Here is a 23796-nt window from a genome sequence, read left to right as displayed (position 1 = left end):
AGCGATGATGGAGATTTTCGACATCTACCTGCTCGAGGCGCTGGTCAACGGCATCCTTCTGGGTGGCGTGCTGGCGCTGCTGGCGCTCGGCCTCAACCTGATCTTCGGCGTCATCGACGTCACATGGATCTGCTACGCCGAGCTGGTGATGATCGGCATGTACGGCATGTACTACCTGTTCTCCGTCTATGGCCTGCCGTACTGGGTCGCCGCGCCGATCTGCATCCTGCTGGTCGCAGCGCTGGGGGCGGCCCTGCACTTCCTGGTGATCGAACCGCTGCTGGGGGCGCCACCGATCAACCAGCTGCTCGCCACGGGCGGCGTCCTGTTCGTGCTGCAGAGCTTCGCGACCGTGGCGTTCGGCATCGACTTCCGCAATCTCGGCATCCGCCTGCCGGTGCTGGCGCTGGGCGAGATGCATTTTAGCTACGCCCGCCTGCTGGCCTTCGTCGCCGCCCTGATCGGCATGGTCGCGGTCTATCTCTTCATGACGCGCACCTACACCGGCACGGCCATCCGGGCGATCGCACAGGATCGCCAGATCATGGCGCTGATGGGCGTTGACACGAAGAAGATCTACCTCGTCACCTCGGCGCTGGGCGGCGGCCTGGCGGGTCTCGCGGCCTGCCTGCTGGTGCTGCAGTACGACGTGCATCCGTTCGTCGGCCTGTCGTTTGGGCCGATCACCTTCCTGATCTGCGTGCTGGGCGGATTGGGGAACTTCGTCGGCGGCTTCGTGGCGGCCTTCCTGTTCGCCGAGATCATCTCGCTCGGCGGTCTCTTCTCCGACCTCGAATGGGGCTACGTGCTCGCCTTCGCCTTCTTCATCGTCATGATGTTCATCCGGCCGGCCGGCCTGCTGGCGAAGCGCTCATGAACAAGCAGCTCGCCTGGGGCGTCGGCCTGGCGGCGCTGGTCGCGCTGCCCTTCGTCTATCGCGATCCCTACCATCTGCACATCCTGGTGCTGATCCTGATCTGGTCGTTCGCCTACACCTCGTGGTCGATGATGGGGCGGTTCGGCCTGGTGTCGCTCGGCCATGGCGGCTTCATGGGCGTCGGGGCCTACGTGACCGCCCTGCTGTGGAACCATCTCGGCGTATCGCCGTGGATCGGCATTCCCGCCGCCATGCTGTGCGCGGGCGTGCTGGCGCTGATCGTGGCCTATCCGTGCTTCCGCTTTCGCATCACCGGTCACTATTTCGCGCTGGTGACGCTCGCCCTCTCGGGCATCGTCCTGCAGATCATCATTGCCACCCGCGACTACACCGGTGGATCTCTGGGTTACACGCCGGAGCGCACCAAGGGCAGCCACATCGTGGCGCTCCAGTTCGACGACAAGGTCGTGTGGTACCTCATCGCCCTCGGGATCTGGGCCGGCGGGCTGGCGATCTGGTACTGGATCGACCGCAGCATGAGCCGCTACGCCATGGAGGCGATCTCGGAGGACGAAGACGCCGCCGCCGCCGCGGGCGTCAATGTGACGGCCGAGAAGCTGCGCATCACCGTCCTCAGCGCGGTCATGACGGCCATGGCGGGGGCCCTCTACGGCCAGTACCAGATGTTCATCTCGCCCGACACGGTGAGTGGAATCGCAGTCTCTCTGCAGATGGTGTTCGCCGCCGTGGTGGGTGGCATCTACGTGGCGCTGGGACCGACCGTCGGCGCCATCATCACCATCCTGCTGGCTGAGGTCCTGCGTATCGGATTCGGCACCAAGGCGGTCGGCTGGGACAATCTGGTCTACGGCGTCCTGCTGGTCCTGTTCATCATCTTCCTCCCCAAGGGCATCCTCGGCAGCTTGCTCGCGTGGCTGAAGTCGCCTAGCAAGCACAGGGATGGATGAGTTCGATTTCGTCGTCGTAGGGGCGGGATCCTCCGGCGGCCCGATCGTTGACCGGCTGACTGCGGGCGGGCGCTATTCCGTGCTGCTCCTGGAGGCCGGCCCCGAAGCCAGGAGCCGCTGGCTGTCGATTCCGGCCGGTTTTGCCAAGACCTTCCTCGATCCCGCCGTGAACTGGAAGTTCAGGACCGAGGCCGAGCCCGAACTGGGCGGCCGCCGCATTTACTGGCCGCGCGGCAAGGTGATCGGCGGCTCCAGTGCCATCAACGGCATGGTGTACATCCGCGGTCTTGCCTCCGACTACGACCAGTGGCGCCAGATGGGCAACGAAGGTTGGTCGTTCGAGGATTGCCTGCCGTACTTCCGGCGCCTCGAAGGATACATCGACGGCGAAACCGCTCTTCACGGCGGCGAGGGGCCGGTCAGGATCACCCAAAGGGACTACGCCAACGAACTCGGCGACACCTTCCTGGCGGCCTGCACCGAGGTCGGCCTGGAGTCCAACGACGACTTCAACGGCCCCGAACAGATCGGCGCCGGCTACTATCACGCGACTGCCAGCGATGGCCGGCGCAGTTCGACGGGCCGGGCCTATATCGCGCCCGCCCGCCGCCGCTCCAACTGCAAGGTACTGACGGGGGCGCTGGTCGAGCGCGTGGTCATCGAGGACGGGCGGGCGGTCGGAATCGCCTTTAGTCACCGCGGCAGGAGCCGGATCGCCCGGGCGCGGCGCGAAGTGATCCTGAGCGCCGGCACCGTCGGCTCGCCTCAGATCCTGCAGCTCTCGGGAATAGGATCCGGGGCCCATCTTTCCGCGCTGGGCATTCCGGTCGTGCGCGACCTGCCGGGCGTGGGCGAAAACCTGCAGGATCATTTCTGCGTCCGCTCGACCTACAAGACCTGGTGGCGGCTGACGCTGAACGACGATTTCAGCACGTTTCCCCGGCGGGTCAGCGCCGCGCTGCTCTATGCGCTGGCGCGGGTGGGTCCACTCACCGCGTCACCGGCTTTCGCGGGAGCCTTCGTCAAGCTCCTGCCGCAGTCGTCGGAGCCCGATACGCAGATTCATTTCTTCCCCTGGTCGGTCGACCGGATGGATCAGGGACCTCATCCGTTCTCGGGATTCACCATCCTGGCGAACCAGTCGCGACCCGAGAGCCGCGGCCACATCCGGATCACCTCGCGCGACGCCGCGACGGCTCCCGCGATCGTGGCCAACTACCTGTCGACCGAAACCGATCGGCGGGCGGTCATTGCCGCCGGAAAGTTCGAACGGCTGCTCGCACGCAGCTCGGCACTGGGCCGCATCATCACCGACGAGATGCTGCCGGGCGTCGAGGTCTGGTCGGACGAGGATTTCCTCGACTACGCGCGGCGCGAGGGCCAGTCGGCCTACCATCCGGTGGGTACGTGCCGCATGGGGCATGACGCCGAGTCGGTGGTCGATCCGCAGTTGCGGGTGCACGGAATCCGAGGACTGCGCGTGGCCGACGCCTCGGTGATGCCGACTCTCATCTCCGGCAACACGAACGCCGCCTGCATGATGATCGGCGAGAAGGTGTCAGACCTGATCCTGGCCGACGCGCAGCGTTAGCGCGGCGATCGCCAGTGGCGCGGCCCGGCCGCGGATGGACAGGGTAGGCAGAGGTTCAGCGATCAGTTGTGCAGGGAGCCGCACACTCGTCAGGAGTTCAGCCGAAATCAGGACGTCCCGCTGCAGGGTCTTGGATGCCTCGAGCAGACGCGCGGCGACGTTCAGCGTGTCGCCGACATAGGCGATCTCGCGGCGCACATCCCCGATCTCGCCGGCGACGATCTCGCCGGAATGGAGGGCGGCGCGAAACTCGGGAAGCGCGCCGAAGCGGCGGCGGTAATCTTCGGCGTTGTCGGCTATATGTCGCCGGGCGACAAACGGGCAGGCGAGGCAGGAGCCGTCGGACACGGCCTTGTCCCTCGACCAGGTCAGGATTGCTTCGTCGCCCACATACTTGTGGATCTCCGCGCCACATTCGAGTGCCGCGTCCGCAACGTCGCGGAAGAAGTCGTTGAGCAACTCGTGGAACCGGATCGGGCCCAGCCTCTCGGCAAGTCCCGTCGAATTCTTCATATCGATCAGCAGGAAGACCCGCTGCTCGGCCTTCGGCTTGGCATAGCGGCCTGTCACCAGGTTCGAGAGGGTCCTGAAGCCCAGCAGCAGCCCGATCTGGAAGGCGATGTTGGCGACTGCCGCCATCGATATGGCGAAGACAAGCGAATCCCGGAACGTGGCGTCGAAGCTGAAGCCGTTCTTGCCGATTGTAGCCCGCGAGGCGATCAGTCCGCCGACGATGATCACGGAGTAGAAGGCGACCCGAAACAGGAAGTACCAAAGCAGCGGCAGTCGCCGCAGCCGCCGCACGAACCCGAGCCTCTGGCCCTTCACCTCGAACAGCAGAATGGGCGTCGCGATGACCAGGGAATTGAAGACGCCCGAGAGCGCCGACCGCCACCCCGGCACGTTGCCTTCGCCAACCGCATAGCCGAAATAGGCGCTGATCAGCGCGCTCGCCAGGCTCAGCCAGAGGATGACCCGCCAGTCGCGCCGGTTCCGGCTGCCGGAGATCATGCAGCCGCCCGGTCGATCGCCCGCTTGAAGGTCGCGTGGTCGACGTTGCCGCCGGAGCAAATCACGGCGACGGCACGGCCCTTCACCGGCAGCTTGCCTGTGAGCGCGGCCGCCAGCGCCACGGCGCCGCCCGGCTCAACGACCAGCTTGAATTCCCGGAACGCCACCTCCATCGCGTCCAGCACCTCCTCGTCCGTGACCACAAGGCCCGGTCCTAGGACTTTCTGCGCCAGGGGAAAGGTGACGTCGCCCGGCGTCGGCGCCAGCAGAGCATCGCAGATCGAACCCGAAAGCCTGTCGTTCTTCTGTTTGGATCCCGAAGCGAGGGAGCGGGCCAGATCGTCGAAGCCGGCGGGCTCGCCGGCGTGGACGGTCGTTGTCGGGCTGATTCCCTTGACGCCCAGCGCCACGCCGGTCGCCAGCCCGCCGCCCGAACAGGGGGCGGCGACGGCGTCGAGCGTGACGCCGCGCGTCGCCGCCTGTTCGGCGATCTCGAGGCCGGCGGTGCCCTGGCCGGTCAGGATCCAGGGATGGTCGTAGGGGGGCACGATGGTGGCGCCCGTCCTGGCGGCGATCTCCTGGCCGATCTCCTCGCGACTGTCCTTCACGCGATCGTAGAGCACAATCTCGGCGCCGCTGGCGCGGGTATTGGCAACCTTGAGCGCCGGTGCGTCGGCCGGCATCACGATGGTGGCCTTGACACCGAGCAGCCGGGCCGCTTCGGCCAGTCCCTGCGCGTGGTTGCCCGACGACCAGCCCACCACGCCCCTGGCGCGATCGGCTTCGGTCATGGAAGCGAGGAAATTGTAGGCGCCGCGCAGCTTGAACGAACCGGTGCGCTGCAGGCATTCGGCCTTGAGGAACAGCCGGCCGCCCAGCCTTCGGTTGACGCGCTCGTTCTCGAGCAGCGGCGTGCGGATCGTCACCCCGTCCAGCCGGCGGGCGGCGGCCTGGACGTCGGCAAATGTCGGAAGCGCAGTCATCGGGGAACACCAATCAGGTCGGGGAGGTCGGAAAGGTCACGAATCTGGGCGGCAAGGACACCGGGCAGCCTGTCGTCGGGCGCGCCGGTCCGGTTCACCCAGACGGTCCGGAAGCCGAAGCGGGCGGCACCGTGGGCGTCCCAGCAGTTCGAGGACAGGAAGCACACTTTGTCGGGAGTCACGCCGCAGCGTGTCTCGACGAGTCGATAGACGCGGGGATCGGGCTTGAACATCCGGACTTCATCGACGCTCAGCACCGCCTCGAAACGATCGGCGAGCGTCGACCGGGCAACCATCGGGTCGAGCATGCCGCGATCGCCGTTGGAAAGGATCGCGCTCCGCATGCCGCCGCGTGCGAGGCATGCGAGCATGCCCGGGACCTCGGGGAACGGGTCCAGCGCCAGATAGGCGCCCATCAGCCGCTCGCGCACGTCGGGATCGGGGATGCGGTGTGCGGCCAGGCAATGATCGAGCGCCTCGCCGGTGACCTGCCAGAACGGCGCGTATTCGCCCATCGCGTTGCGCAGCCACGTGTACTGGATCTGCTTTTGCCGCCACATCTCCGACAGTTTGGCGGCGGAAGGGCCGATCGCCCTGCGATGCCTCGCCACCGCCGAGTTGAAGTCGAACAGCGTGCCGTAGGCGTCGAAGACGCATATCTCGATGCTAGGCAGGACGGTGGCCATTCAATTGCTCCAGAGGGGTGTAGACCGTAGGCTAACGGCATGTTCATCGCCATTGTTCAAATCCCCATGTCCAAGCGGCCGCGGGAAGCAGCCGTAGAAGCCGCGCAGAAGTCCGCGCCCACCTACACCGCGCTCGGCGCCAAGGGACTGCTGCGCAAGTACTACCTCAACGGCGAGGCGGGCGGCGGCGGAGTCTACCTGTGGGAATCGGAGGCGGCGGCGCGTGCCTGGTACACCGCCGAGTGGGAGGCCCGCATGGAGAAGGCGTTCGGCGCCAAGCCCACCGTCACCTACTATGACAATCACGTCGTGGTCGACAACGAGTCGGGCCAGGTCCGCGTCGACGGCTGAGACAGGGGAGCAGAGGATGCAGAAGCGCAGGCTTGGCAGGACGGGCCTCGAGGTTTCGATCCTGGGTTACGGTGCAGGTGCGGTGGGCGGCCTGTTCACCAAGGGCGCGGCGCACGACCAGGAGCGCGCCGTGGCGCGGGCGATCGAGGCTGGCGTCAACTATTTCGATACGGCAGCGAAGTACGGCGACGGCGAATCCGAGAGGAATCTCGGCCGCGTGCTCAAGGCTCTGAAGGCCGATGTCGTCCTCGGCACCAAATTCCGCCTGACTGCCGCGGATCGTGCCGACGTCGAGGGGCTGGTCGTCCGCTCTACCGAGGAAAGCCTGAGGCGCCTGGGGCGCGACCATGTCGACCTGCTGCAGCTCCATAATCCGCTGGCGGCGGTTGACGGCGGCGACACGCTCGACGTCGAGATCGCGTTGAACGAAGTCGTGCCCGCGCTGGAGAAGCTTCGCCGGCAGGGCAAGACGCGCTTCATCGGCTTCAGCGGCGTCGGCGAGCCGGCGGCGCTGCTGAAGGCCGTCGATTCGAGGCTCTTCGATACGGTGCAGGTCGTCTACAACGCGCTGAACCCCAGCGCCGGTGGCCCGATGCCCAAGGGCGCGCCCGGCCTCGACTACGGCCGGCTACTGGATCGCGCCAAGGCCGCCGACATGGGCACCATCGTCATCCGCGCGCTCGCCGGCGGCGCGCTCGCCGGCACCACCGACCGTCATCCCCTCGCGCAGCAGCAGGTGCCGCCGATCGGCTCGGCGCCGGATTTCGCGGGAGATGTCGCGCGCGCCCGACAGCTGGAGCCGCTGCTGAAGGACGGCGCGGCGAGCAGCCTCACAGAACTGGCCGAACGCTTCGTGATCTCGCACCTCAACGTGTCGACGATGCTGGTCGGTTACTCGACGCTGCAGCATCTCGAGGAGGCGATCGACGCCGTGAACAGAGGCGCGCTGCCGACCGCTACGGTTCAGCGGATCTCGGAATAGCTGCCAGCGTCTTTCACGGCCGCAGCTTTGCAGTCAGCGGGCGAGCGCGTCGCGCGTCCAGCGTTCGATCGTACCGGCGTCCATCGCGCCCGACTGGCGTGCGACTTCCTTTCCTTGGCGGAACAGGATCATCGTCGGAATACCCTGGATGCCAAACCGGCGGGCGAGATCCTGCTGGTCGTCGGTGTTGACCTTGGCCAGGCGAACCTGAGGTTCGAGGCGGGCCGCCGCGCGCTCGAACTGCGGCGCCATGGCCTTGCAGGGGCCACACCACGGTGCCCAGAAGTCCACCAGCAGCGGCAGATCCGCCTTGCCCGCGTGGGCTTCGAAGTTTCCAGACCCGAGGCTGACCGGATGGCCGTCGAACAGCAGGGCGCCGCACTGGCCGCATTTTCCCGAATCTCTCGTGGCCAGCTTTGCACGGGGAAAGCGGTTCAGTGTGCTGCAGGCGGGACAGGCGACTATCAGGGCTTCGGTCATGGTGCATCTCCTGTTGCCACGATGCTGGCGATTGGAACGATGGCCCTTGAGGCAAATCAACGTCGAGGCCCGTCCGACGTTTCCTGTCGAGCCGTCGCTTTGCTCAGGATCGTCCCGTCGCCGGCGGCACGCTGCGGAACTGTCCGTTCAGGCGTTCGCGATAGACGGTCACGCCTTCCATGATGCGCTGCACATAGTTGCGCGTCTCGCGGAAGGGGATCATCTCGATCCAGTCGACCATGTCGATCTTGCCGGTGCGCGGATCATTGCCCGCTTCGAGCCAGCGCGCCACGCGGTTGGGGCCGGCATTGTAGGCGGCGGCCGCGATTTCGTAGGAGCCGCCAAATCGCTGCAGCATCTCACCGAGATACTGGCTGCCCAGCTGGACGTTGTAGGTGGGATCCCGCGTGAGCTTGTCCTGGATGAACGGCACGTTGAGGCGGCCCGCTACGTCGCGGGCCGTGCCGGGCAGGAGCTGCATCAGGCCGAGCGCGCCCGAGGTCGACACGGCCCCCGCGTTGAACGAGCTTTCCTGCTTGGTGAGAGCGAGTGCCAGCGAGCGCTCGACCGAACCGGTCGGGCCGAGGTCGACGATCGGGAAGGCCGCATCGAACAGAACCACGCCGTTCTCGGCGCCGCGGCGGGCCACTGTGAGGCCGACGTCGGGCCGCTTGAGGTCGAGGGCGAGCTGGGACAGCAGCGCCACCTCGCCCGGCGACGTGATCGCGCGCGCGAGGCGCAGCAGGAAGGGGCGGGCGCGATCGTAGTCGCCGGCCTGGCCGAGATACCGCGCCATGATCGCCAGTTCGCGGCCGGCCAGGGCCTGCTTCTCGGCTTCTGTCGGCACCGGATCGACTGGCAGTTTCGGACTCGCGCCGGAGAGTTTCCGCGCGGCGAGTTGACCGTAGAAGGTCTGGCCGAACCCGGCAGCGCGCGCGTACCAGTCGTTGGCGTCCTTCGTCTGCTTCACCGCTTCGTAGGTGCGGGCGAGCCAGTAGGCGCCGCGGCTCTTCGAGAGGTCGGTCGAGACGCCGTCGTACAGCGTGGAAAAATGCTTCAGCGCATCGGCCGGTTTCTTGAGCTGGCGCAGCGCGATCCAGCCGGCGAGGAATTCGGCTTCGGCGAAGCCCACACCCTTGGTCAGACCGTGGTTGATCGCGACGGCATAGGCGTCGGCAGGCCGGTTGGCGGCCAGCAGGTCGCGCACCACGACGTTGCGCTCGTTCCACCACGCGTCGGTCTGGTTGGGAATTTGGCCGGCGAGGGCGGCCTTGGCCTCGTCGAGCGTGCCGGTCCGCCTGATCCATTGTACGCGCTCAAGCCGCAGCTGCGGCTCGGCGAGACGGGCCGGAGAAAGGGCTTTCAGGAGCGCGCCGGCATCCGCGGCCTTCGCGGCCATGGCAAGTCGGGCATTGGCGACCGGCTGGTAGTCCGGCGGCAGCTTCGGCACGAGATCGCGGGCGACCTGATGGCGGCCTTCCCGGAAGATCCGGTCGAAGCGGGCGACTTGGTCCGGCCCGGTCAGGTGCTGGGCGTAGCGATTGAGGAAATCGTTCTCGTCCGAGCCGCGCAGCGTCGCGTTCTGCCAGGTGTCGCGGGCAAAGCGCGCGACGTCGCCGGGGGCCGCCGTGCTGGCTGCCTCCAGCCGGCGCATATGCCCTGTGCTGGTGAGCGGCGGGAAGGCCGTGAAATAGCGGACGACCTCGGTCGCGGGTGTTTCGGGGCCGATCCGCTCCTCGGCCTGACGGCGCAGGATCTCGGGCTCGGGCCAGTCGGGCTGCTCGCGCAGGAACCGCCAGGTGTCGGCGAAGCTCGCTTCGGTGCGGGGCGCGGCCCGCAGGATGCTCCAGGCGACGTAACGGTCGAGCAGGGTGTTGCGGAAACTGGCGACGGCAGCCCGCGCGTCCGCCCAGCGACTTTCGTCGATCGCCTTCAGGGCGGCTGCGAAAGCGGCGGCTTCCGCCGCGGTCAAGGGCTTGGCCGTGAGGGGGGGCTGTGCTCCCACGGGCTGGGTCGCGGTGGGCGAGGGGCCGCTCTCCTGCACGGTCGTTGCGGTCGGGGGCGCCCCGACCGCCTTGCCGCCGTCGGCGGGCAGCCGACGGACGCCGGTCGTCGGCGCCGAGGTCTGGGCGAGGGCCGGGCCGGTCGCGGCCAGCAGCGCCAGCAAAATGAGGGGGTATTTGTTGTTTTTCACGCCCGAAATCGTAGGCAGGCAGATGCGGCATCACAATGGCAAGTTGCTCACCTTGCAGCGCCAAACCCCGAGGCTTAATAAGGTGAATTGCCAAGGGAAAATCGGAGGAAAGCCATGTTCACCGGATCGCTCGTCGCGCTGATTACGCCGTTCAAGAACGGATCGGTGGACGAGAAGGGATTCGAGAAGTTCGTGGCGTGGCAGATCAAGGAAGGCACCGACGGGCTGGTTCCGTGCGGCACCACCGGTGAATCGCCGACCCTCTCGATGGAAGAGCACAAGCGGGTCATCGACATCTGCATAAGCGCGGCCAAGGGCTCGGGCGTGCCGGTGATCGCCGGCACCGGCTCGAACTCGACCGCCGAGGCCATCGAGCTGACCCAGCACGCCAAGAAGGCCGGTGCAGACGCCGCCATGCTGGTCGTGCCGTACTACAACAAGCCGACCCAGGAAGGCCTGTTCCAGCATTTCAAGGCGGTGGCCGAAGCCGTCGACATCCCCATCCTGCTCTACAACGTGCCGCCCCGCACCGGCGGCGACATGCAGGTCGAGACCGTGATCCGGCTCTCCCAGGTCAGGAATATCGTCGGCATCAAGGATGCCAGCTACGACATGGCGCGCCCGACCCTGACCCGCCTCAAGGCGAAGAAGGGCTTCGTCCAGCTCTCCGGCGAGGATGCGAGCGCGCTCGGCTTCCTGGCGCAGGGCGGCGACGGCTGCATCTCGGTGACGGCCAACGTCGCGCCGCGCCTCTGCGGCGACATGCACGATGCGTGGAAGAAGCGCGACCTCGACAAGGCGTTCGAGCTGCAGGACCGGCTGATGCCGCTGCACAAGGCGATGTTCTGCGAGACCAGCCCCGGCCCGGTGAAGTACGCCGCCGAGCTGATCGGCCAGTGCAGCGCCGAGATGCGCCTGCCGATGGTGCCGATCGCGGAGAGCAGCAAGAAGGCCGTCCACGAGGCCATGGTCCATGCCGGCCTGATCAACTAAGACAGTCGACTAGAAGCAGAGCTTCACCAACTCACGAGCGTCCTGTGGCCAAGAAACCGGAACTGGACCGCACCGTTGTGGCCCAGAACCGCAAGGCGCGGCACAACTACTTCATTGAGGAGACCTTCGAGGCCGGTCTGGCGCTGACCGGCACCGAGGTCAAGTCGCTGCGCGGCGGCCGCAGCACGATCGCCGAATCCTACGTCACGGAGGAGGGCGGCGAGGCCTGGCTGGTCAATGCCAACATCCCGATCTATGCCGCGGGCAACCGCAACAACCATGAGCCGCGTCGGGCGCGCAAGCTGCTGCTGCATCGCGGCCAGATCAACAAGCTGATCGGCGCCATCCAGCGCGAGGGGCGGACGGTCGTTCCCCTTCAGGTCTATTTCAATCCGCGTGGTCGCGCCAAGATCGAGATCGCGCTGGCCACCGGCAAGCAGGCGCACGACAAGCGTCAGTCCATCAAGGATCGCGACTGGCAGCGCCAGCGCGCCCGGATGATGTCGTCCCGCCGGTAAGGCCCCGCGGGATCCATGAGGAGGAGCAGGCGATGAGCACAGTTCTGGTAACCGGCGCTGCCCGCGGCCTCGGTCTGGACTTCGTCAAGCAGTACGCGGCCAGGGGCTGGAAGGTCCACGCCTGCGCCCGCTCGCCTGAGGCCCTGAAGCAGGTCAAGGGAGACATTCACGCCCACAAGCTCGAAGTGACCGACTACGAGGCGGTGAAGGCACTGGCAGCCGGTCTGAAGGGCGAGGCGATCGATGTGTTGATCTGCAACGCCGGCGTGGCGGGCCGGGAGGCCGGCGATCTCGGCCGCATCGATCCCAAGGTCTGGCGCGACACGTTCGAGGTCAATGCGCTGGCGCCGCTGATGATGGCCGAGGCCTTCGTCGATCACGTGGCGGCCTCCAAGGATCGCAAGCTGATCGCGATCTCCAGCCGCCTGGGCAGCATCACCCACAACGACGGTGCTCGGTACGCCTATCGCGCCAGCAAGACAGCGCTCAACATGGAGTGGAAGAGCCTGTCGAAGGACACCGCCGGCAAGGGCCTGATCTGTGTCGTCCTGCATCCGGGCTGGGTGCAGACCGACATGGGCGGCGGCAGCGCGACACTGACAATCGACCAGAGCGTACCCGCCATGGTGAAGGTGATCGATGGCCTGAAGTCGTCCGACAATGGCCGCTTTTTCAACTACGATGGCGCCGAGTTGCCCTGGTAACCATGCTGCTCAACGAAGAACAGACTCTCATCCGCGACACCGCCCGCGCCTTCGCGCAGGAGCAGGTGCTGCCGCACGTGCGGGCCTGGGAAGCGGCCGGCGAGATCCCCCGGTCGCTGCTGGCCGAGATGGGGCGTCTCGGTTTCATGGGCATGACGGTGCCGACCGAGTGGGGCGGGGCCGGCGCCGACATGGTGTCCTACGTGCTGGCGCTCGAGGAGATCGCCGCCGCCGACGGCGGCCTGTCGACCGTGATGAGCGTCAACAATTCGCCCGATTGCGCGGCGCTGCTGGCCTACGGCTCGCCCGAGCAGAAGGAGAAGTGGCTTAAGCCGCTCGCCCGTGGCGAGATGCTCGGCGCCTTCTGCCTCACCGAGCCGCACGCGGGATCGGATGCATCAAATCTGAAGACGCGCGCCGAGAGGCGCGGCAACGGCTGGGTGCTGAACGGCGTCAAGCAGTTCATCACCTCCGGCCGCACGGCGGACATCGCGCTGGTCTTCGCCGTCACCGATCCGTCTTCGTCGAAGCGCGGCATCTCCTGCTTCATCGTGCCGACGAACACGCCGGGCTACCGTGTCGCATCGGTCGAGAAGAAGCTGGGCCAAAAGTCCTCCGACACCTGCCAGATCGCCTTCGAGGACTGCACGGTCGGCGGCGATGCGATGCTGGGCGGGGAGGGTGAGGGCTATCGGGTGGCTCTGGCCAATCTTTCCGTTGGAAGGATCGGCATTGCGGCGCAATCGGTCGGCATGGCGCGCGCTGCGTTCGAGGCCGCACGCAGCTACGCCCAGGAGCGCGAGGCCTTCGGCACCCGAATCGTGAACCACCAAGCCGTCCTGTTCCGCCTGGCCGACATGGCCACCAGGATCACCGTGGCCCGGCAGATGGTCCTGCACGCGGCCACGTTGCGCGATGCCGACCGGCCATGCCTCACCGAGGCCGCAATGGCCAAGCTATATTCATCCGAGATGGCCGAGGAGGTGTGCTCGGCCGCAATTCAGATCCACGGCGGCTACGGATACGTTTCCGACTACCTGGTGGAGAAGATCTGGCGGGACGTCCGTGTCTGCCAAATCTACGAGGGCACCAGCGACGTGCAGCGCATCCTGATCGGTCGTGGCCTGGCAGCCTTATAGGCTCGTCTTTCGCTTGTTCCCCGCCACTCCGCATGCCAACATCATGTGGTGTGAAGACCGCAGGAAGCGGTAGCTGGGGGCTTGGGGGAGCCGGGCGACGGATGGTCGGTCGTGCGCCGTAACTTTTTGAAACTACTGGGTTTTGCCGCAGCGGCGCTGCTGTCGGCGACGGGCGGTTCTGTCGCTCAGGACAGCAAGCCGGCGGCGAAAAACGTCTCCGCGCCGTCGACCGGCCGCGTGATCCAGATGCAGACCGCCTTCAACCCGGCCCTGCCCGGCTCTGGAGAAGGGGTCCGGGTCTTCACCCGCGCCGTGAAGCACATGACGGCCGGGGCCTTCGCCATCAAGATTGTAGAGCCCGGCCGTGTGGCGCCGACGGCCGACATGCTGGACGCGATTGTGTCGGGTGATCTGGAGGCCGCGTTCACCTGGTCGGGCTATGCGGCAAACAAGGCGCCGGTCTTCAACATCTTCGCGACCATTCCGTTCGGCCTCGGCCCGGACGAGATGGCTTCCTGGATGCTCGAGGGCGATGGCTCCCGAATCCACCGCGACGCCTACGACAAGCTGGGCGTGGTAGGTGTTCCCTGTGGTATCCAGGGGCCTAAAGGGGGGGGCTGGTTCCGGGGCGAGGTCAACACGGTGGCCGACTTCAAGGGCCAGCGCCTGCGCTACGGCAAGCTGGCGGCCGACGTGATTGCCCGCCTGGGCGCGATCCCCGTGCCACTGCCGCCGGGCGAGTTCTTCTACAAGCTGCAGCAGGGCAACGTAGACGGCGGCGAGATGTCGACCCCGGCCATGGACGCGGCCCTCGGTTTCGACAAGCTGGGCCTGCCATACTACCTGCCGGGCTGGCAGCAGCCGTCGGCCGTGCTCGACTTCCTGATGCGCAAAGACAAGTGGGCGGCCCTGCCGGCGTCGCTGCGGGCGCAGATCGAGACGGCCTGCCAGGCGAACATCGCGTGGATGCTCGGCCGCTCGCCGAACGTACAGGGTCTGGCGCTGGAGAAGCTGAAATCGTCGGGAGTGGTGGTCCGCGAATGGTCGCCGGACGTGCTGGCCGCGTTCCGCAAGAACAGTGACATCGTGGTCAAGGACCTCGCCGAGCGCGATGCCGACTTTGCGGCGGCGCTTGCGAACCAACGGGCGTTCATTGCCCAGGGCGCGCACTGGCGGTCGATGTCCCGCCTGCCGTAACCCTCTGCTTGCACGCGGTCATCGGTCCGGGCAGTTTGCCCGGGAAATGACCGTACTTTCCTCCCAGATCGATACCCGTTCCGACGCCTTCAAGAGCAACGCCGAAGCGATGCGCGTGCAGGTCGAGGATTTGCGCCGCCGCACCGATACGGTCCGTCTCGGAGGCGGAGAGGAATCCCGCAAGCGCCACGTCTCCCGCGGCAAGCTGCTGCCCCGCGAGCGGGTGCGGGCGCTGCTGGATCCGGGCTCGCCCTTCCTCGAACTGTCGCCGCTCGCGGCGCTCGACATGTACGACAACGAAGCGCCGGGCTCGGGCGTGATAACCGGCATCGGGCGCGTGAGCGGCGTCGAGTGCGTGATCGTCTGCAACGACGCCACCGTGAAGGGCGGCACCTATTATCCGATGACGGTGAAGAAGCATCTCCGCGCCCAGGAAGTGGCGATGGAGAACCGGCTTCCCTGCGTCTATCTCGTGGATTCCGGCGGCGCCAACCTGCCGCAATGGCCGGATGTGTTCCCCGACAAGAATCATTTCGGCCGCATCTTCTACAACCAGGCCAACATGTCGGCCCAGGGCATCCCGCAGGTCGCGGTGGTGATGGGCTCGTGCACCGCGGGTGGCGCCTACGTGCCGGCGATGAGCGACGAGACGGTGATCGTGCGCAAGCAGGGCACGATCTTCCTCGCCGGCCCGCCGCTGGTGAAGGCGGCGATCGGCGAGGTGGTGAGCGCCGAGGACCTGGGCGGCGCCGACGTGCACGCCCGCACCTCAGGCGTCGCCGACCACTATGCCCAGAACGACAGCCATGCGCTGGGCATCGCCCGTCGCATCGTGGCCAACCTCAACTGGAAGAAGTCGCCGTCGGCGTCGCTGCTGCCGCCGCGCGATCCGATGTACGCCGCCGAGGAACTGTACGGCGTCGTGCCGACGGATACGCGCACGCCCTACGACATCCGCGAGATCATCGCGCGTCTGGTCGACGGCAGCGAGCTCGACGAGTTCAAGCACCTCTACGGCACGACCATCGTCACCGGCTTCGCGCGCATCTGGGGCTATCCGGTCGGGATCGTCGCCAACAACGGAGTCCTGTTCAACGAATCGGCGCTGAAGGCGGCGCACTTCATCGAATTGTGCGGCCAGCGCGGCATTCCGCTGCTGTTCCTGCAGAACATCACCGGCTTCATGGTCGGCCGCAAGTACGAGGCGGGCGGGATCGCGCGCGACGGCGCCAAGATGGTGACCGCGGTTTCGACCGTGAACGTGCCGAAGTTCACCGTGATCGTCGGCGGCAGCTACGGCGCCGGCAATTACGGCATGTGCGGCCGCGCCTACAGCCCGCGCTTCCTGTGGATGTGGCCGTCAGCGCGCATCTCGGTGATGGGCGGCGAGCAGGCGGCGAGTGTGCTGGCGACGGTCCGGCGCGACAACATCGAAGCCAAGGGCGGCACCTGGGCGAAGGACGAGGAAGAGAAGTTCAAGCAGCCGATCCGCGAGGCCTACGAGCGCGAGGGCCATCCTTATTACGCGACGGCGCGCCTGTGGGACGATGGCATCCTCGATCCGGTCGATACGCGCATGGCCTTGGGGCTCGCCCTCTCGGCCTCGATGAACCAGCCGATCGGACCGACGAAGTTCGGCGTCTTCCGGATGTGATCTGGACATGACCGATCCTATCCTAACGAAGGTCGAGGGCGGTGTGGCGACACTGACGCTCAACCGGCCCAAGGCGATGAACTCGTTCGACGGCGACACCGCGCGCGTCATCATCGACGCGGTGGAAGCCTTTGCGGCTGACGAGGCCGTGCGAACCCTCGTGGTGGCGAGCGACGGGCCGGTCTTCTGCGCCGGCGGCGATTTCAACTGGGTGCTCACCTGGCCCGAGCTCGACGCCATCACCCGCAAGGTCGGTGCCGATTCGATGATGGCCGCGGTCCAGGCGGTCTACGATTTCCCCAAGCCTTCGATTGCGCGGGTCCAGGGCGCGGCGGTGGGTGGCGGCGTCGGCTTGATGCTGGCCTGCGATTTCGCGGTCGCCGTCTCCTCGGCGCGCTTCGGCCTCACCTCGGCCCGCAACGGCCTGCTCGCGGGCATCGCCATCCCGGTGCTGATCCAGGCGGTCGGCCCGCGCATGGCGCGGCAGCTCCTGATGCACGGCGGCATGTTCGATTCGGCGACCGCGCTGCGCATCGGCCTGGTCGACCAGGTGGTCGAGGAGGATGCGCTCGACGCGACGGTCGCCGCCCTCACCGACGAACTGCGCCGCGGCGCGCCCTCCGTCCAGACTTTGGTCAAGAAGCTGATCACCGAAATCGACGCCATGCCGCACGATCGCGCGGTCGCCGACCTGATCGGCGAGCATGTCGCCGTCCAGTGCACGACCGACGACGCGATCGAGGGCATGAGTGCGTTCCTTGCCAAGCGCAAACCGAAGTGGGCGCTGTGAGGCACGCGTCGGCAGTCTTAGGCGTGCTTGCCGCGGCTTCCGCGGCGTCCTGCGGGGCGGGCACGGCGCGTGCGGAGCCGGATGTCTGGGGGGCAGGTAAGAGTCTGGAATTCGCCATCGGCTCAATCGGTCGGCTAAAGGCGGCCAGTGAGCTGTGCGGGTACCACGGCAGGGACCGGTGGGATGCCATGGTGACTGCCATCGACGAGCGCTACGAACGTTGTGTTGTGGCAGACTCTCGTTGGTCCAGGCTGGAGGACAAGGCCGCTCGTAAGGCGTGCGAAGCCAAAGGTCCGGATGCTCGATGTGGCCTAGGCTCGCTCAACGTTCAGTTCGAAGCGGATAAGGTCACTAGGCGCGCACGACTGGCCGGCGTTCAGGCGTTCTGCGATGGCTTTCCTTGGAAATGGGTGCTGGAGCCGGGACCGGACAACGAGAAGGCGAAGGCCGACTACGTCAAGGCCCATCCGCAAGGAGAGATCACCATATTCTTGAGGGTATTCGACTGGCTCAAAACTCTCGGTCGCAATCCGGATTGGGTCAAGGCGCCCTGCCACACGTCCTTTTGGTAAGAGCGGACACGAAGCACCATGTTCTCCAAGATCCTGATCGCCAATCGTGGCGAGATCGCCTGCCGGGTCATCAAGACGGCGAAGCGGCTGGGCATCAAGACGGTGGCGGTCTATTCCGACGCCGACCGTAATGCGCGGCACGTCGCGATGGCAGATGAGGCCGTCCACATCGGCCCGTCGGCGGCGCGCGAGAGCTATCTCGTGGCGGACCGGATCATCGATGCAGCCAAGCGGACCGGCGCTCAGGCGATCCATCCGGGCTACGGGTTTCTCTCCGAGAATGCCGGCTTCGCCGATGCCTGCGCCGCGGCGGGCATCGTGTTCATCGGGCCGCCGGCCGACTCGATCCGGGCCATGGGCTCCAAGAGCGAAGCCAAGAAGATCATGGAGAAGGCGCGCGTGCCGCTGGTGCCCGGCTATCACGGCGACGATCAGTCGCCGGAGCTGCTGGCGGCCGAGGCCGCGAAGATCGGCTTCCCGGTGCTGATCAAGGCCTCGGCCGGCGGCGGCGGCAAGGGCATGCGCGTGGTCGAGAGCGCGGAGAAATTCGCCGATGCTTTGGCGGGGGCCAAGCGCGAGGCCAAGGCCTCGTTCGCCGACGATCATGTGTTGGTCGAGAAGTACCTGACCCGGCCGCGGCATATCGAGATCCAGGTCTTCGCCGATGCGAGCGACTGCCTCTATCTGTTCGAGCGCGACTGCTCGCTCCAGCGGCGCCACCAGAAGGTGATCGAGGAAGCGCCGGCGCCGAACATGGACCCGGTGCGGCGCAAGCAGATGGGCGAGGCGGCGGTCGCCGCGGCGCGGGCCATCGGCTACCAGGGCGCCGGCACGGTCGAGTTCATCGCCGACCAGGACGGCACCTTCTTCTTCATGGAGATGAACACGCGTCTGCAGGTCGAGCATCCCGTGACCGAGGCCATCACCGGCCAGGACCTGGTTGAATGGCAGCTCATCGTCGCAGCGGGCGGCAAGATGCCGCTCACGCAGGACGAACTTCGCATCGACGGGCATGCCGTCGAGGTCCGCCTCTATGCCGAGGATCCGGCGCGGAACTTCCTGCCCTCGACCGGCACGCTCGTGCACCTGAAGCTGCCGCAGGAGGGCGCGCATGTCCGCGTCGATACCGGCGTACGTCCGGGCGATACGGTGACGCCGTTCTACGATCCCATGATCGCCAAGGTGATCGTCCACGACCGCGACCGCACCTCGGCCCTGCGGCGCATGGCGGCGCTGATGGGCGAGACCGAAGTGGTCGGCGTCACGACCAACGCAGGTCTGCTCAAGGCACTCTGCTCGCATCCCGCCTTCGTGGGCGGCGAGGTCGATACCGGCTTCATCGAGCGCCATCGTGCGACACTGTTCGCCAAGCCGGCGCCGGCCGGTGACCGCGCCTTCGCCGTGGCCACCCTGGCGCGCCTGCTCGAATGGCAGGATGCGGCCCAGCCGGCCGCGCACGATCCGTGGTCGCCGTGGAACGCGCACAATGGATTCCGTCTGCTCGACGAGGGCCACGAGGAGGTGCGCTGGATCGACGGCGAGCGCGAGGTCACGGTCATCGCGCGGCGCCTGCGCTCCGGCGGCCTGCGCCTGGAGCTACCCGAGGGCGTCCGGGAGGCGCGGGTCCAGCGTCTGGCGGACGGTCGACTGTCAGTCAATTTGGGCGAGGATTCCTTCCAGGCGACCGTCGTGCGGCGCACGGCCCTGGATGGCGGCATCGATTACACCCTGTTCATGGATGGCGGCAGCGTCCGCCTGCGGCTGGTCGATCCGCTCGACGTCACGCAGTATGAGGCGACGGCTTCGGCCGATGCCATGGTCCGCGCGCCGCTGCCGGGCAAGATCATCGACCTCAGGGTCAAGGCCGGCGACACGGTGAGCAAGGGCCAGGCGCTGCTGGTCCTCGAAGCCATGAAGATGGAGCATACGCTCGCCGCCCCGGCCGACGGCATGGTGAAGAGCCTGCGCTACGCGGTGGGCGAACAGGTGCCCGAGGGCGCCGAACTGGTCGAGTTCGAATGAGCGTGCCATGAGAACGCGCTCGACGGGGCGCTTCTCCCCATGATGACGATCACTTTCGCCCTGCTGTTGGCGGCGTTTGTGCTGGGACTTTCGGGTCGGTCGCGGCCGGCGATCGCCTGCCTCTTCCTGTCGTCCATAATGGCCATCGGCCTTTTCCTCTGGGAGATCTACAGCCCCGACTATGGCTTTCGCATGCCTTGGCTGCAGGTCGAGTTGAGGCACGCCGTCCCCGCAGGAATCGGCTGAATGCCGGCGCTGCGCCTCGAACCGTCCACCCTGGTCACGCTGGATCGGCTCATCCTGCTGCTCCTGACGGTGATTCTATCGGCGGCTCTCACCGCCGCGATGGTGATGCAGTTTGCCTTCGGGGAAATCCCATGCCCGCTGTGCCTGCTCCAGCGAGTGGCCATGTTCGGCTGCTGCTTCGGGCTGCTTCAGCAACTCCGCGCGCGTGAGTCGGAGCGGGGCGGCGGGATCGCCCTGCTGTTTGCCCTGCTGCTCCTCGTCATCGCCGCACGGCAGACTTTGCTCGATATCGTGCCGCGCCCCGGTCACGCCTATATTGGCACCGCGGTCTTCGGCCTTCACATGCCGGTCTGGTCGGTCGTGATCGCTGTCTCCCTTCTGCTGGCTCTGGCCCTGCGGCTCACGGTCTTCGGAGCGCCGCGCCCTCTGCCGCCAGCCGCACGGCCGCCGCTCGCCCAGGCGGCACGCCTTCTGGAATTCTACGTCGTGCTGATCTGCGCCCTCAACCTGGCGTCGGTGGTGTTCCAATGTGGCCTCGGCGAATGCCACACGTCCGGATATCGCCTCCTCACCTGACTGCATTGGCGGGCTAGCGTCGCGCGGCGCTCAGCACGGTGTTCAGCAGGATCGCCCCGAAGGTTGCGGTGCCGATTCCGCCCAGGGCGAATTCGCCGAACTTGAGGGTGAAGTCGCCCGTGCCCAGAACGAGGGTGATACCGGCCACCATGAGGTTGCGGCTGTTGCCGAAGTCGACCTTGTTGTCGACCCAGATCTTGGCGCCGGCGACGGCGATCAGGCCGAACACCACGATGCTGACGCCGCCCATCACCGGCAGAGGGATGGTGTGGATCAGCGCACCGAACTTCGGGGAAAAGCCCAGCAGGATGGCGAACAGGCCGGCCACGACGAACAAGGCCGTCGAGTAGATGCGGGTGGCGGCCATCACGCCGATGTTCTCGGCGTAGGTGGTGACGCCGGTGCCGCCGACGCTGCCCGCCACCATCGTCGCCACGCCATCGCCCAGGAAGGCGCGGCCGACATAGGGATCCATGTTGCGGCCGGTCATGGCGCTGACGGCGCGCAGATGGCCGAGATTTTCGGCGACCAGGATCAGCGCGACGGGCGCGATCAGCACGATCGCGCGCGTGTCGAAGAGCGGCGCGGTGAAGGCAGGCATGCCGAACCAGGCGGCTTGCTCCAGCAGGGCGCCGCTCACCGGCTTGCCCCAGCCCAGCCCGTTGGCCAGCAGGGCATATACGAGCGTGGCCACGACCAGCCCAACCAGCACCAGAAGGCGCCGGGTCATGCCGCGTGTGAAGACCGCGACCAGCGCGATGCTCAGGAAGGTCACGGCCTGCATCCAGGCATCGAACGAGGTCGGCGCCATGTTCTTGACCGGCACGGCGGCCAGGTTCAGGCCGATGACGGCGACCACGGCGCCGGTCACGACCGGCGGCATCAGCCGTTCGATCCAGCTGGTGCCGCTTACCATCACCGCGAGCCCGATCAGCGCGTAGAGCGCGCCGCAGACCACGATCCCGCCCAGCGCGACCCCGATATTCGCGTTGGCGCCCTGGCCGGTATAGCCGGTCGCCGCCACGACCACGGAGATGAAGGCGAAGGAGGAACCGACATAGCTCGGCACCTTGCCGCCCACGGCCGCGAAGAAGATCAGTGTACCGACGCCGCTCATCAGGATGGCGACGTTGGGATCGAAGCCCATCAGCAGGGGCCCCAGTACGGTGGCGCCGAACATCGCCACCACATGCTGGATGCCCAACGCGACGGTCTGCGGCCACGGCAGCCGCTCGTCGGGCGCGACGACCATGCCGTCGGCCGGCTGTTTCACCGTCCAGTCGAGCATTCTCCCTCTCTTTGGCTTCTAGTTGGTTAGACGACGACCTTCCTATAGAGGTGCCACGTCGCGTGGCCTAGCACCGGCAGCGCGATGGCAAGGCCGATCAGGAGGGGCAGGGCGCCGATCGCGAGGCCAGCCGCGACGATCATGCCCCACATCGCCATCGGTCCAGGGTTCATCCGCACCGCTCTGACCGAAGTCGCGATGGCGGTGCCGACACCGACAGTGCGGTCGAGCAGCATCGGAAGCGACACGACGCCGATCACCAGGACGACCAGTGCGAACAGGAAGCCCACGCCGATGCCGACGATCGTCATGGTCAGGCCCTGCGACGTGGTCAGCGCATCGCGCGCGAAGGCCTGGGCCGAGACCGGCGCGTCCGGTCCCAGCGTGACGGTGTAGAGAAGGTTCGCCGCGAAAAGCCATAGGCCGAAGATCGCCAGCAGAATCAGGCCCATGACCATGATCGAGCCGATGTTGGGCGAGCGTGCGACGGCGAAAGCGTCCGTCCAGTGCGTTTCCCGGCCGCGCTCGCGCCGGCGGCTGATCTCGTAGAGGCCGAGCCCGAACAGCGGTGCGATCAGGGCGAAGCCGGCGATCAGCGGAAAGACGAGGGCGAGCATCCCGTAGTCGAAGGCCATGCGCGAGATCGCGAGGCCAGCGATCGGGTAGAGCAGACAGAGCATCATCACGTCTGATCGGCAGGCGCCGAAGTCTCGCACGCCTTTGGCCAGCGCATCGCCGATATCGGCCGAGGTGATGCGGCGGACCGCTGGAGGCGCGACGACGCGACCTTCCCACGCGCCTTCCATCGAGGTGGCGGCCGAACCGACGGCCTGACTTGTCTGCTTCAGATGATCCCATCCCCACTCGAGGGGATTGCGGACGTGGTTCTGCATGGCCATGACTGCCTCCTTGCGAACGAAGTTCGAAGGTCGCGGTCTGTCGTCGATCACGACAGGGCGCGATCTACCACGAGGAGGAGTCTACGCCTGGCGGAAGGGGATGTCGTCCCCCTTCCCATGCGCTGCGAAGGAAGCCTTCGCTACTGCGAGAACTTCAGGTACTGGGCCACGAAATCGCAGCCGACGCTCTTGGAATAGGCGTCGATCAGCTTCTGGGTGATCGGGCCGGGTGCCTTGCCGTCGCCCACCGGTGCGCCGTTGAAGCTCTTCACCGGCAGGATGCAGAGGCTGGTGGAGGTCAGGAACATTTCCTCGGCGTTGGCGGCGTCGAACATATCGATGTCGCCCGGCGTGCACTCGACGCCGATCTGCTTGGCCATGTCCATGGTCATCTGGCGGCTGACACCCGGCAGCACGTAGCGTTCGGACGGGGTGAACAGGGCGCCCTCGCGCACGATGAAGATGTTGCTGCCCAAGCCCTCGGCCAGGTTGCCGTTCTCGTCGAGCAGGATCGGCCAGGCGTCCGGATTGAGCGCCTTGATCGGCTTCTCGGCCATGATCATGTTGAGGTAGTTGTGCGTCTTGGCGCGCGGGCTGAGCATCGACGGGGCGATGCGGCGCGCCGTCGTGGTCATGACCTCGGCGCCCTCGCGATAGAGCTTGCCGCGCTTGGCGAGGGGCAGCGGCAGCATCTCGATCACGACGTTGGGGCCGGTATGGTCCCAGCCCTCGTCGCCCACGGCGTCGACGCCGCGGCTGACGCGCTGCCCCAGCCACCAGTCGCCGACCTCGGCGCGCAGATGCTCATTGCGGGCCACGACTTCCTCGCTGTGCGCGACCATTTCCTTGGCCGACAGGCCGGGGTCGATCTGCAGGTAGCGGAGCGAGCGGTAGAAGCGGTCGATATGCTCCTTCAGACGAAAGGGCACGCCATTGAAGGTGCGGGTCATGTCGAAGGCACCGTCGCCGTACTTCCAGCTTCGGTCGCGGAACGGGATCATGACCTCGTTCTCCGGCAGGAACTTGCCGTTGAACCACGCGATACGCTGATTGCTGAGTTGCTGGGCCATGATTT

24 protein-coding genes are annotated in these 23796 nt (G+C 66.7%); 16 read left to right on the top strand and 8 right to left on the bottom strand.

Going from position 1 to position 23796, the window contains the following annotated elements:
• Window positions 1-4 precede the first annotated feature (4 nt).
• From LJ725_RS04515 to LJ725_RS04505, 3 genes are read left to right on the top strand one after another with little or no spacing between them, the layout of a single operon-like run.
• On the top strand, window positions 5-877 hold the full coding sequence (locus LJ725_RS04515; RefSeq protein WP_230549414.1) for a branched-chain amino acid ABC transporter permease: 873 nt from the start codon (window positions 5-7) through the stop codon (window positions 875-877).
• Window positions 874-1845 carry a branched-chain amino acid ABC transporter permease gene (locus LJ725_RS04510; protein WP_230549413.1) on the top strand — a complete coding sequence of 324 codons (972 nt, stop codon included), beginning with the start codon at window positions 874-876 and terminating at the stop codon, window positions 1843-1845. The genes LJ725_RS04515 and LJ725_RS04510 overlap by 4 nt, the downstream gene beginning before the upstream one ends.
• The gene (locus LJ725_RS04505) at window positions 1838-3436 is read left to right on the top strand and encodes a GMC family oxidoreductase (RefSeq protein ID WP_230549412.1); all 1599 of its coding nucleotides are present in this window, start codon (window positions 1838-1840) and stop codon (window positions 3434-3436) included. Before LJ725_RS04510 ends, LJ725_RS04505 begins: the two co-directional genes overlap by 8 nt.
• Here the strand turns inward: LJ725_RS04505 and LJ725_RS04500 are convergent.
• The 3 genes from LJ725_RS04500 to LJ725_RS04490 are packed head-to-tail and all read right to left on the bottom strand — an operon-like array spanning window position 3404 to window position 6116.
• Window positions 3404-4447 (bottom strand): adenylate/guanylate cyclase domain-containing protein, encoded by a 1044-nt coding sequence (locus tag LJ725_RS04500; RefSeq protein ID WP_230549411.1) that lies wholly within the window; start codon window positions 4445-4447, stop codon window positions 3404-3406. The genes LJ725_RS04505 and LJ725_RS04500 overlap by 33 nt on opposite strands.
• Window positions 4444-5430, bottom strand: a complete 987-nt coding sequence (locus LJ725_RS04495; protein WP_230549410.1) for a threonine ammonia-lyase — start codon at window positions 5428-5430, stop codon at window positions 4444-4446. The genes LJ725_RS04500 and LJ725_RS04495 overlap by 4 nt, the downstream gene beginning before the upstream one ends.
• Entirely contained in the window at window positions 5427-6116 is a 690-nt protein-coding gene (locus LJ725_RS04490; RefSeq protein WP_230549409.1) for a haloacid dehalogenase type II, read from the bottom strand. Before LJ725_RS04490 ends, LJ725_RS04495 begins: the two co-directional genes overlap by 4 nt.
• A 39-nt stretch (window positions 6117-6155) precedes the next feature.
• Here LJ725_RS04490 and LJ725_RS04485 point away from each other — a divergent pair, with 39 nt between their 5' ends.
• The gene (locus LJ725_RS04485) at window positions 6156-6467 is read left to right on the top strand and encodes a YdhR family protein (RefSeq protein WP_230549408.1); all 312 of its coding nucleotides are present in this window, start codon (window positions 6156-6158) and stop codon (window positions 6465-6467) included.
• A gap of 16 nt (window positions 6468-6483) precedes the next feature.
• Window positions 6484-7449 (top strand): aldo/keto reductase, encoded by a 966-nt coding sequence (locus tag LJ725_RS04480; RefSeq protein WP_230549407.1) that lies wholly within the window; start codon window positions 6484-6486, stop codon window positions 7447-7449.
• A 33-nt stretch (window positions 7450-7482) separates the two neighbouring features.
• On the opposite strand, the gene trxC is transcribed toward LJ725_RS04480, so the two are convergent.
• Window positions 7483-7929 carry a thioredoxin TrxC gene (trxC, locus tag LJ725_RS04475; RefSeq protein ID WP_230549406.1) on the bottom strand — a complete coding sequence of 149 codons (447 nt, stop codon included), beginning with the start codon at window positions 7927-7929 and terminating at the stop codon, window positions 7483-7485.
• A gap of 103 nt (window positions 7930-8032) precedes the next feature.
• On the bottom strand, window positions 8033-10123 hold the full coding sequence (locus tag LJ725_RS29100) for a lytic transglycosylase domain-containing protein (RefSeq protein ID WP_230549405.1): 2091 nt from the start codon (window positions 10121-10123) through the stop codon (window positions 8033-8035).
• Window positions 10124-10237: 114 nt separating this feature from the next.
• Here LJ725_RS29100 and dapA point away from each other — a divergent pair, with 114 nt between their 5' ends.
• The 11 genes from dapA (at window position 10238) to LJ725_RS04415 (ending at window position 20534) form a co-directional block, all read left to right on the top strand.
• Window positions 10238-11116, top strand: coding sequence for a 4-hydroxy-tetrahydrodipicolinate synthase (dapA, locus tag LJ725_RS04465; protein WP_230549404.1), 879 nt, complete (start codon window positions 10238-10240; stop codon window positions 11114-11116).
• Between the two features lie 44 nt (window positions 11117-11160).
• Window positions 11161-11634: an SsrA-binding protein SmpB gene (gene smpB, locus LJ725_RS04460; RefSeq protein ID WP_230549403.1), complete on the top strand. Its 474-nt coding sequence runs from the start codon at window positions 11161-11163 to the stop codon at window positions 11632-11634.
• 32 nt (window positions 11635-11666) lie between these two features.
• Window positions 11667-12338, top strand: a complete 672-nt coding sequence (locus tag LJ725_RS04455; protein WP_230549402.1) for an SDR family oxidoreductase — start codon at window positions 11667-11669, stop codon at window positions 12336-12338.
• A 2-nt stretch (window positions 12339-12340) separates the two neighbouring features.
• Entirely contained in the window at window positions 12341-13477 is a 1137-nt protein-coding gene (locus LJ725_RS04450; RefSeq protein ID WP_230549401.1) for an acyl-CoA dehydrogenase family protein, read from the top strand.
• Between the two features lie 111 nt (window positions 13478-13588).
• Window positions 13589-14674: a TRAP transporter substrate-binding protein gene (locus LJ725_RS04445; protein WP_230549400.1), complete on the top strand. Its 1086-nt coding sequence runs from the start codon at window positions 13589-13591 to the stop codon at window positions 14672-14674.
• A gap of 46 nt (window positions 14675-14720) precedes the next feature.
• On the top strand, window positions 14721-16328 hold the full coding sequence (locus LJ725_RS04440) for a carboxyl transferase domain-containing protein (RefSeq protein WP_230549399.1): 1608 nt from the start codon (window positions 14721-14723) through the stop codon (window positions 16326-16328).
• A gap of 7 nt (window positions 16329-16335) precedes the next feature.
• Window positions 16336-17118: an enoyl-CoA hydratase/isomerase family protein gene (locus LJ725_RS04435; protein ID WP_230549398.1), complete on the top strand. Its 783-nt coding sequence runs from the start codon at window positions 16336-16338 to the stop codon at window positions 17116-17118.
• Window positions 17119-17306: 188 nt separating this feature from the next.
• Complete coding sequence (locus tag LJ725_RS04430) at window positions 17307-17690, top strand: hypothetical protein (protein ID WP_230549397.1); 384 nt, start codon at window positions 17307-17309, stop codon at window positions 17688-17690.
• 18 nt (window positions 17691-17708) lie between these two features.
• On the top strand, window positions 17709-19712 hold the full coding sequence (locus LJ725_RS04425; protein ID WP_230549396.1) for an acetyl-CoA carboxylase biotin carboxylase subunit: 2004 nt from the start codon (window positions 17709-17711) through the stop codon (window positions 19710-19712).
• A 39-nt stretch (window positions 19713-19751) separates the two neighbouring features.
• Window positions 19752-19958 (top strand): hypothetical protein, encoded by a 207-nt coding sequence (locus tag LJ725_RS04420; protein ID WP_230549395.1) that lies wholly within the window; start codon window positions 19752-19754, stop codon window positions 19956-19958.
• Between the two features lie 99 nt (window positions 19959-20057).
• Window positions 20058-20534 (top strand): disulfide bond formation protein B, encoded by a 477-nt coding sequence (locus LJ725_RS04415; RefSeq protein ID WP_408015720.1) that lies wholly within the window; start codon window positions 20058-20060, stop codon window positions 20532-20534.
• A gap of 13 nt (window positions 20535-20547) precedes the next feature.
• On the opposite strand, the gene LJ725_RS04410 is transcribed toward LJ725_RS04415, so the two are convergent.
• The 3 genes from LJ725_RS04410 to LJ725_RS04400 all read right to left on the bottom strand — a co-directional run bounded on the left by LJ725_RS04410 (window position 20548) and on the right by LJ725_RS04400 (window position 23791).
• Window positions 20548-21822 (bottom strand): solute carrier family 23 protein, encoded by a 1275-nt coding sequence (locus LJ725_RS04410; RefSeq protein ID WP_230549393.1) that lies wholly within the window; start codon window positions 21820-21822, stop codon window positions 20548-20550.
• Between the two features lie 26 nt (window positions 21823-21848).
• Entirely contained in the window at window positions 21849-22721 is an 873-nt protein-coding gene (locus LJ725_RS04405; RefSeq protein WP_230549392.1) for a DUF2189 domain-containing protein, read from the bottom strand.
• A 140-nt stretch (window positions 22722-22861) separates the two neighbouring features.
• A complete protein-coding gene (locus LJ725_RS04400) occupies window positions 22862-23791 on the bottom strand; it encodes an aminotransferase class IV (protein ID WP_230549391.1) in 930 nt (309 codons plus the stop codon).
• Window positions 23792-23796 lie beyond the last annotated feature (5 nt).

The organism is Reyranella aquatilis, assembly GCF_020880995.1.
In the GTDB taxonomy this organism is placed as follows: Bacteria; Pseudomonadota; Alphaproteobacteria; order Reyranellales; family Reyranellaceae; genus Reyranella; species Reyranella aquatilis.
This window is presented reverse-complemented; position numbering and strand designations above follow the sequence as displayed.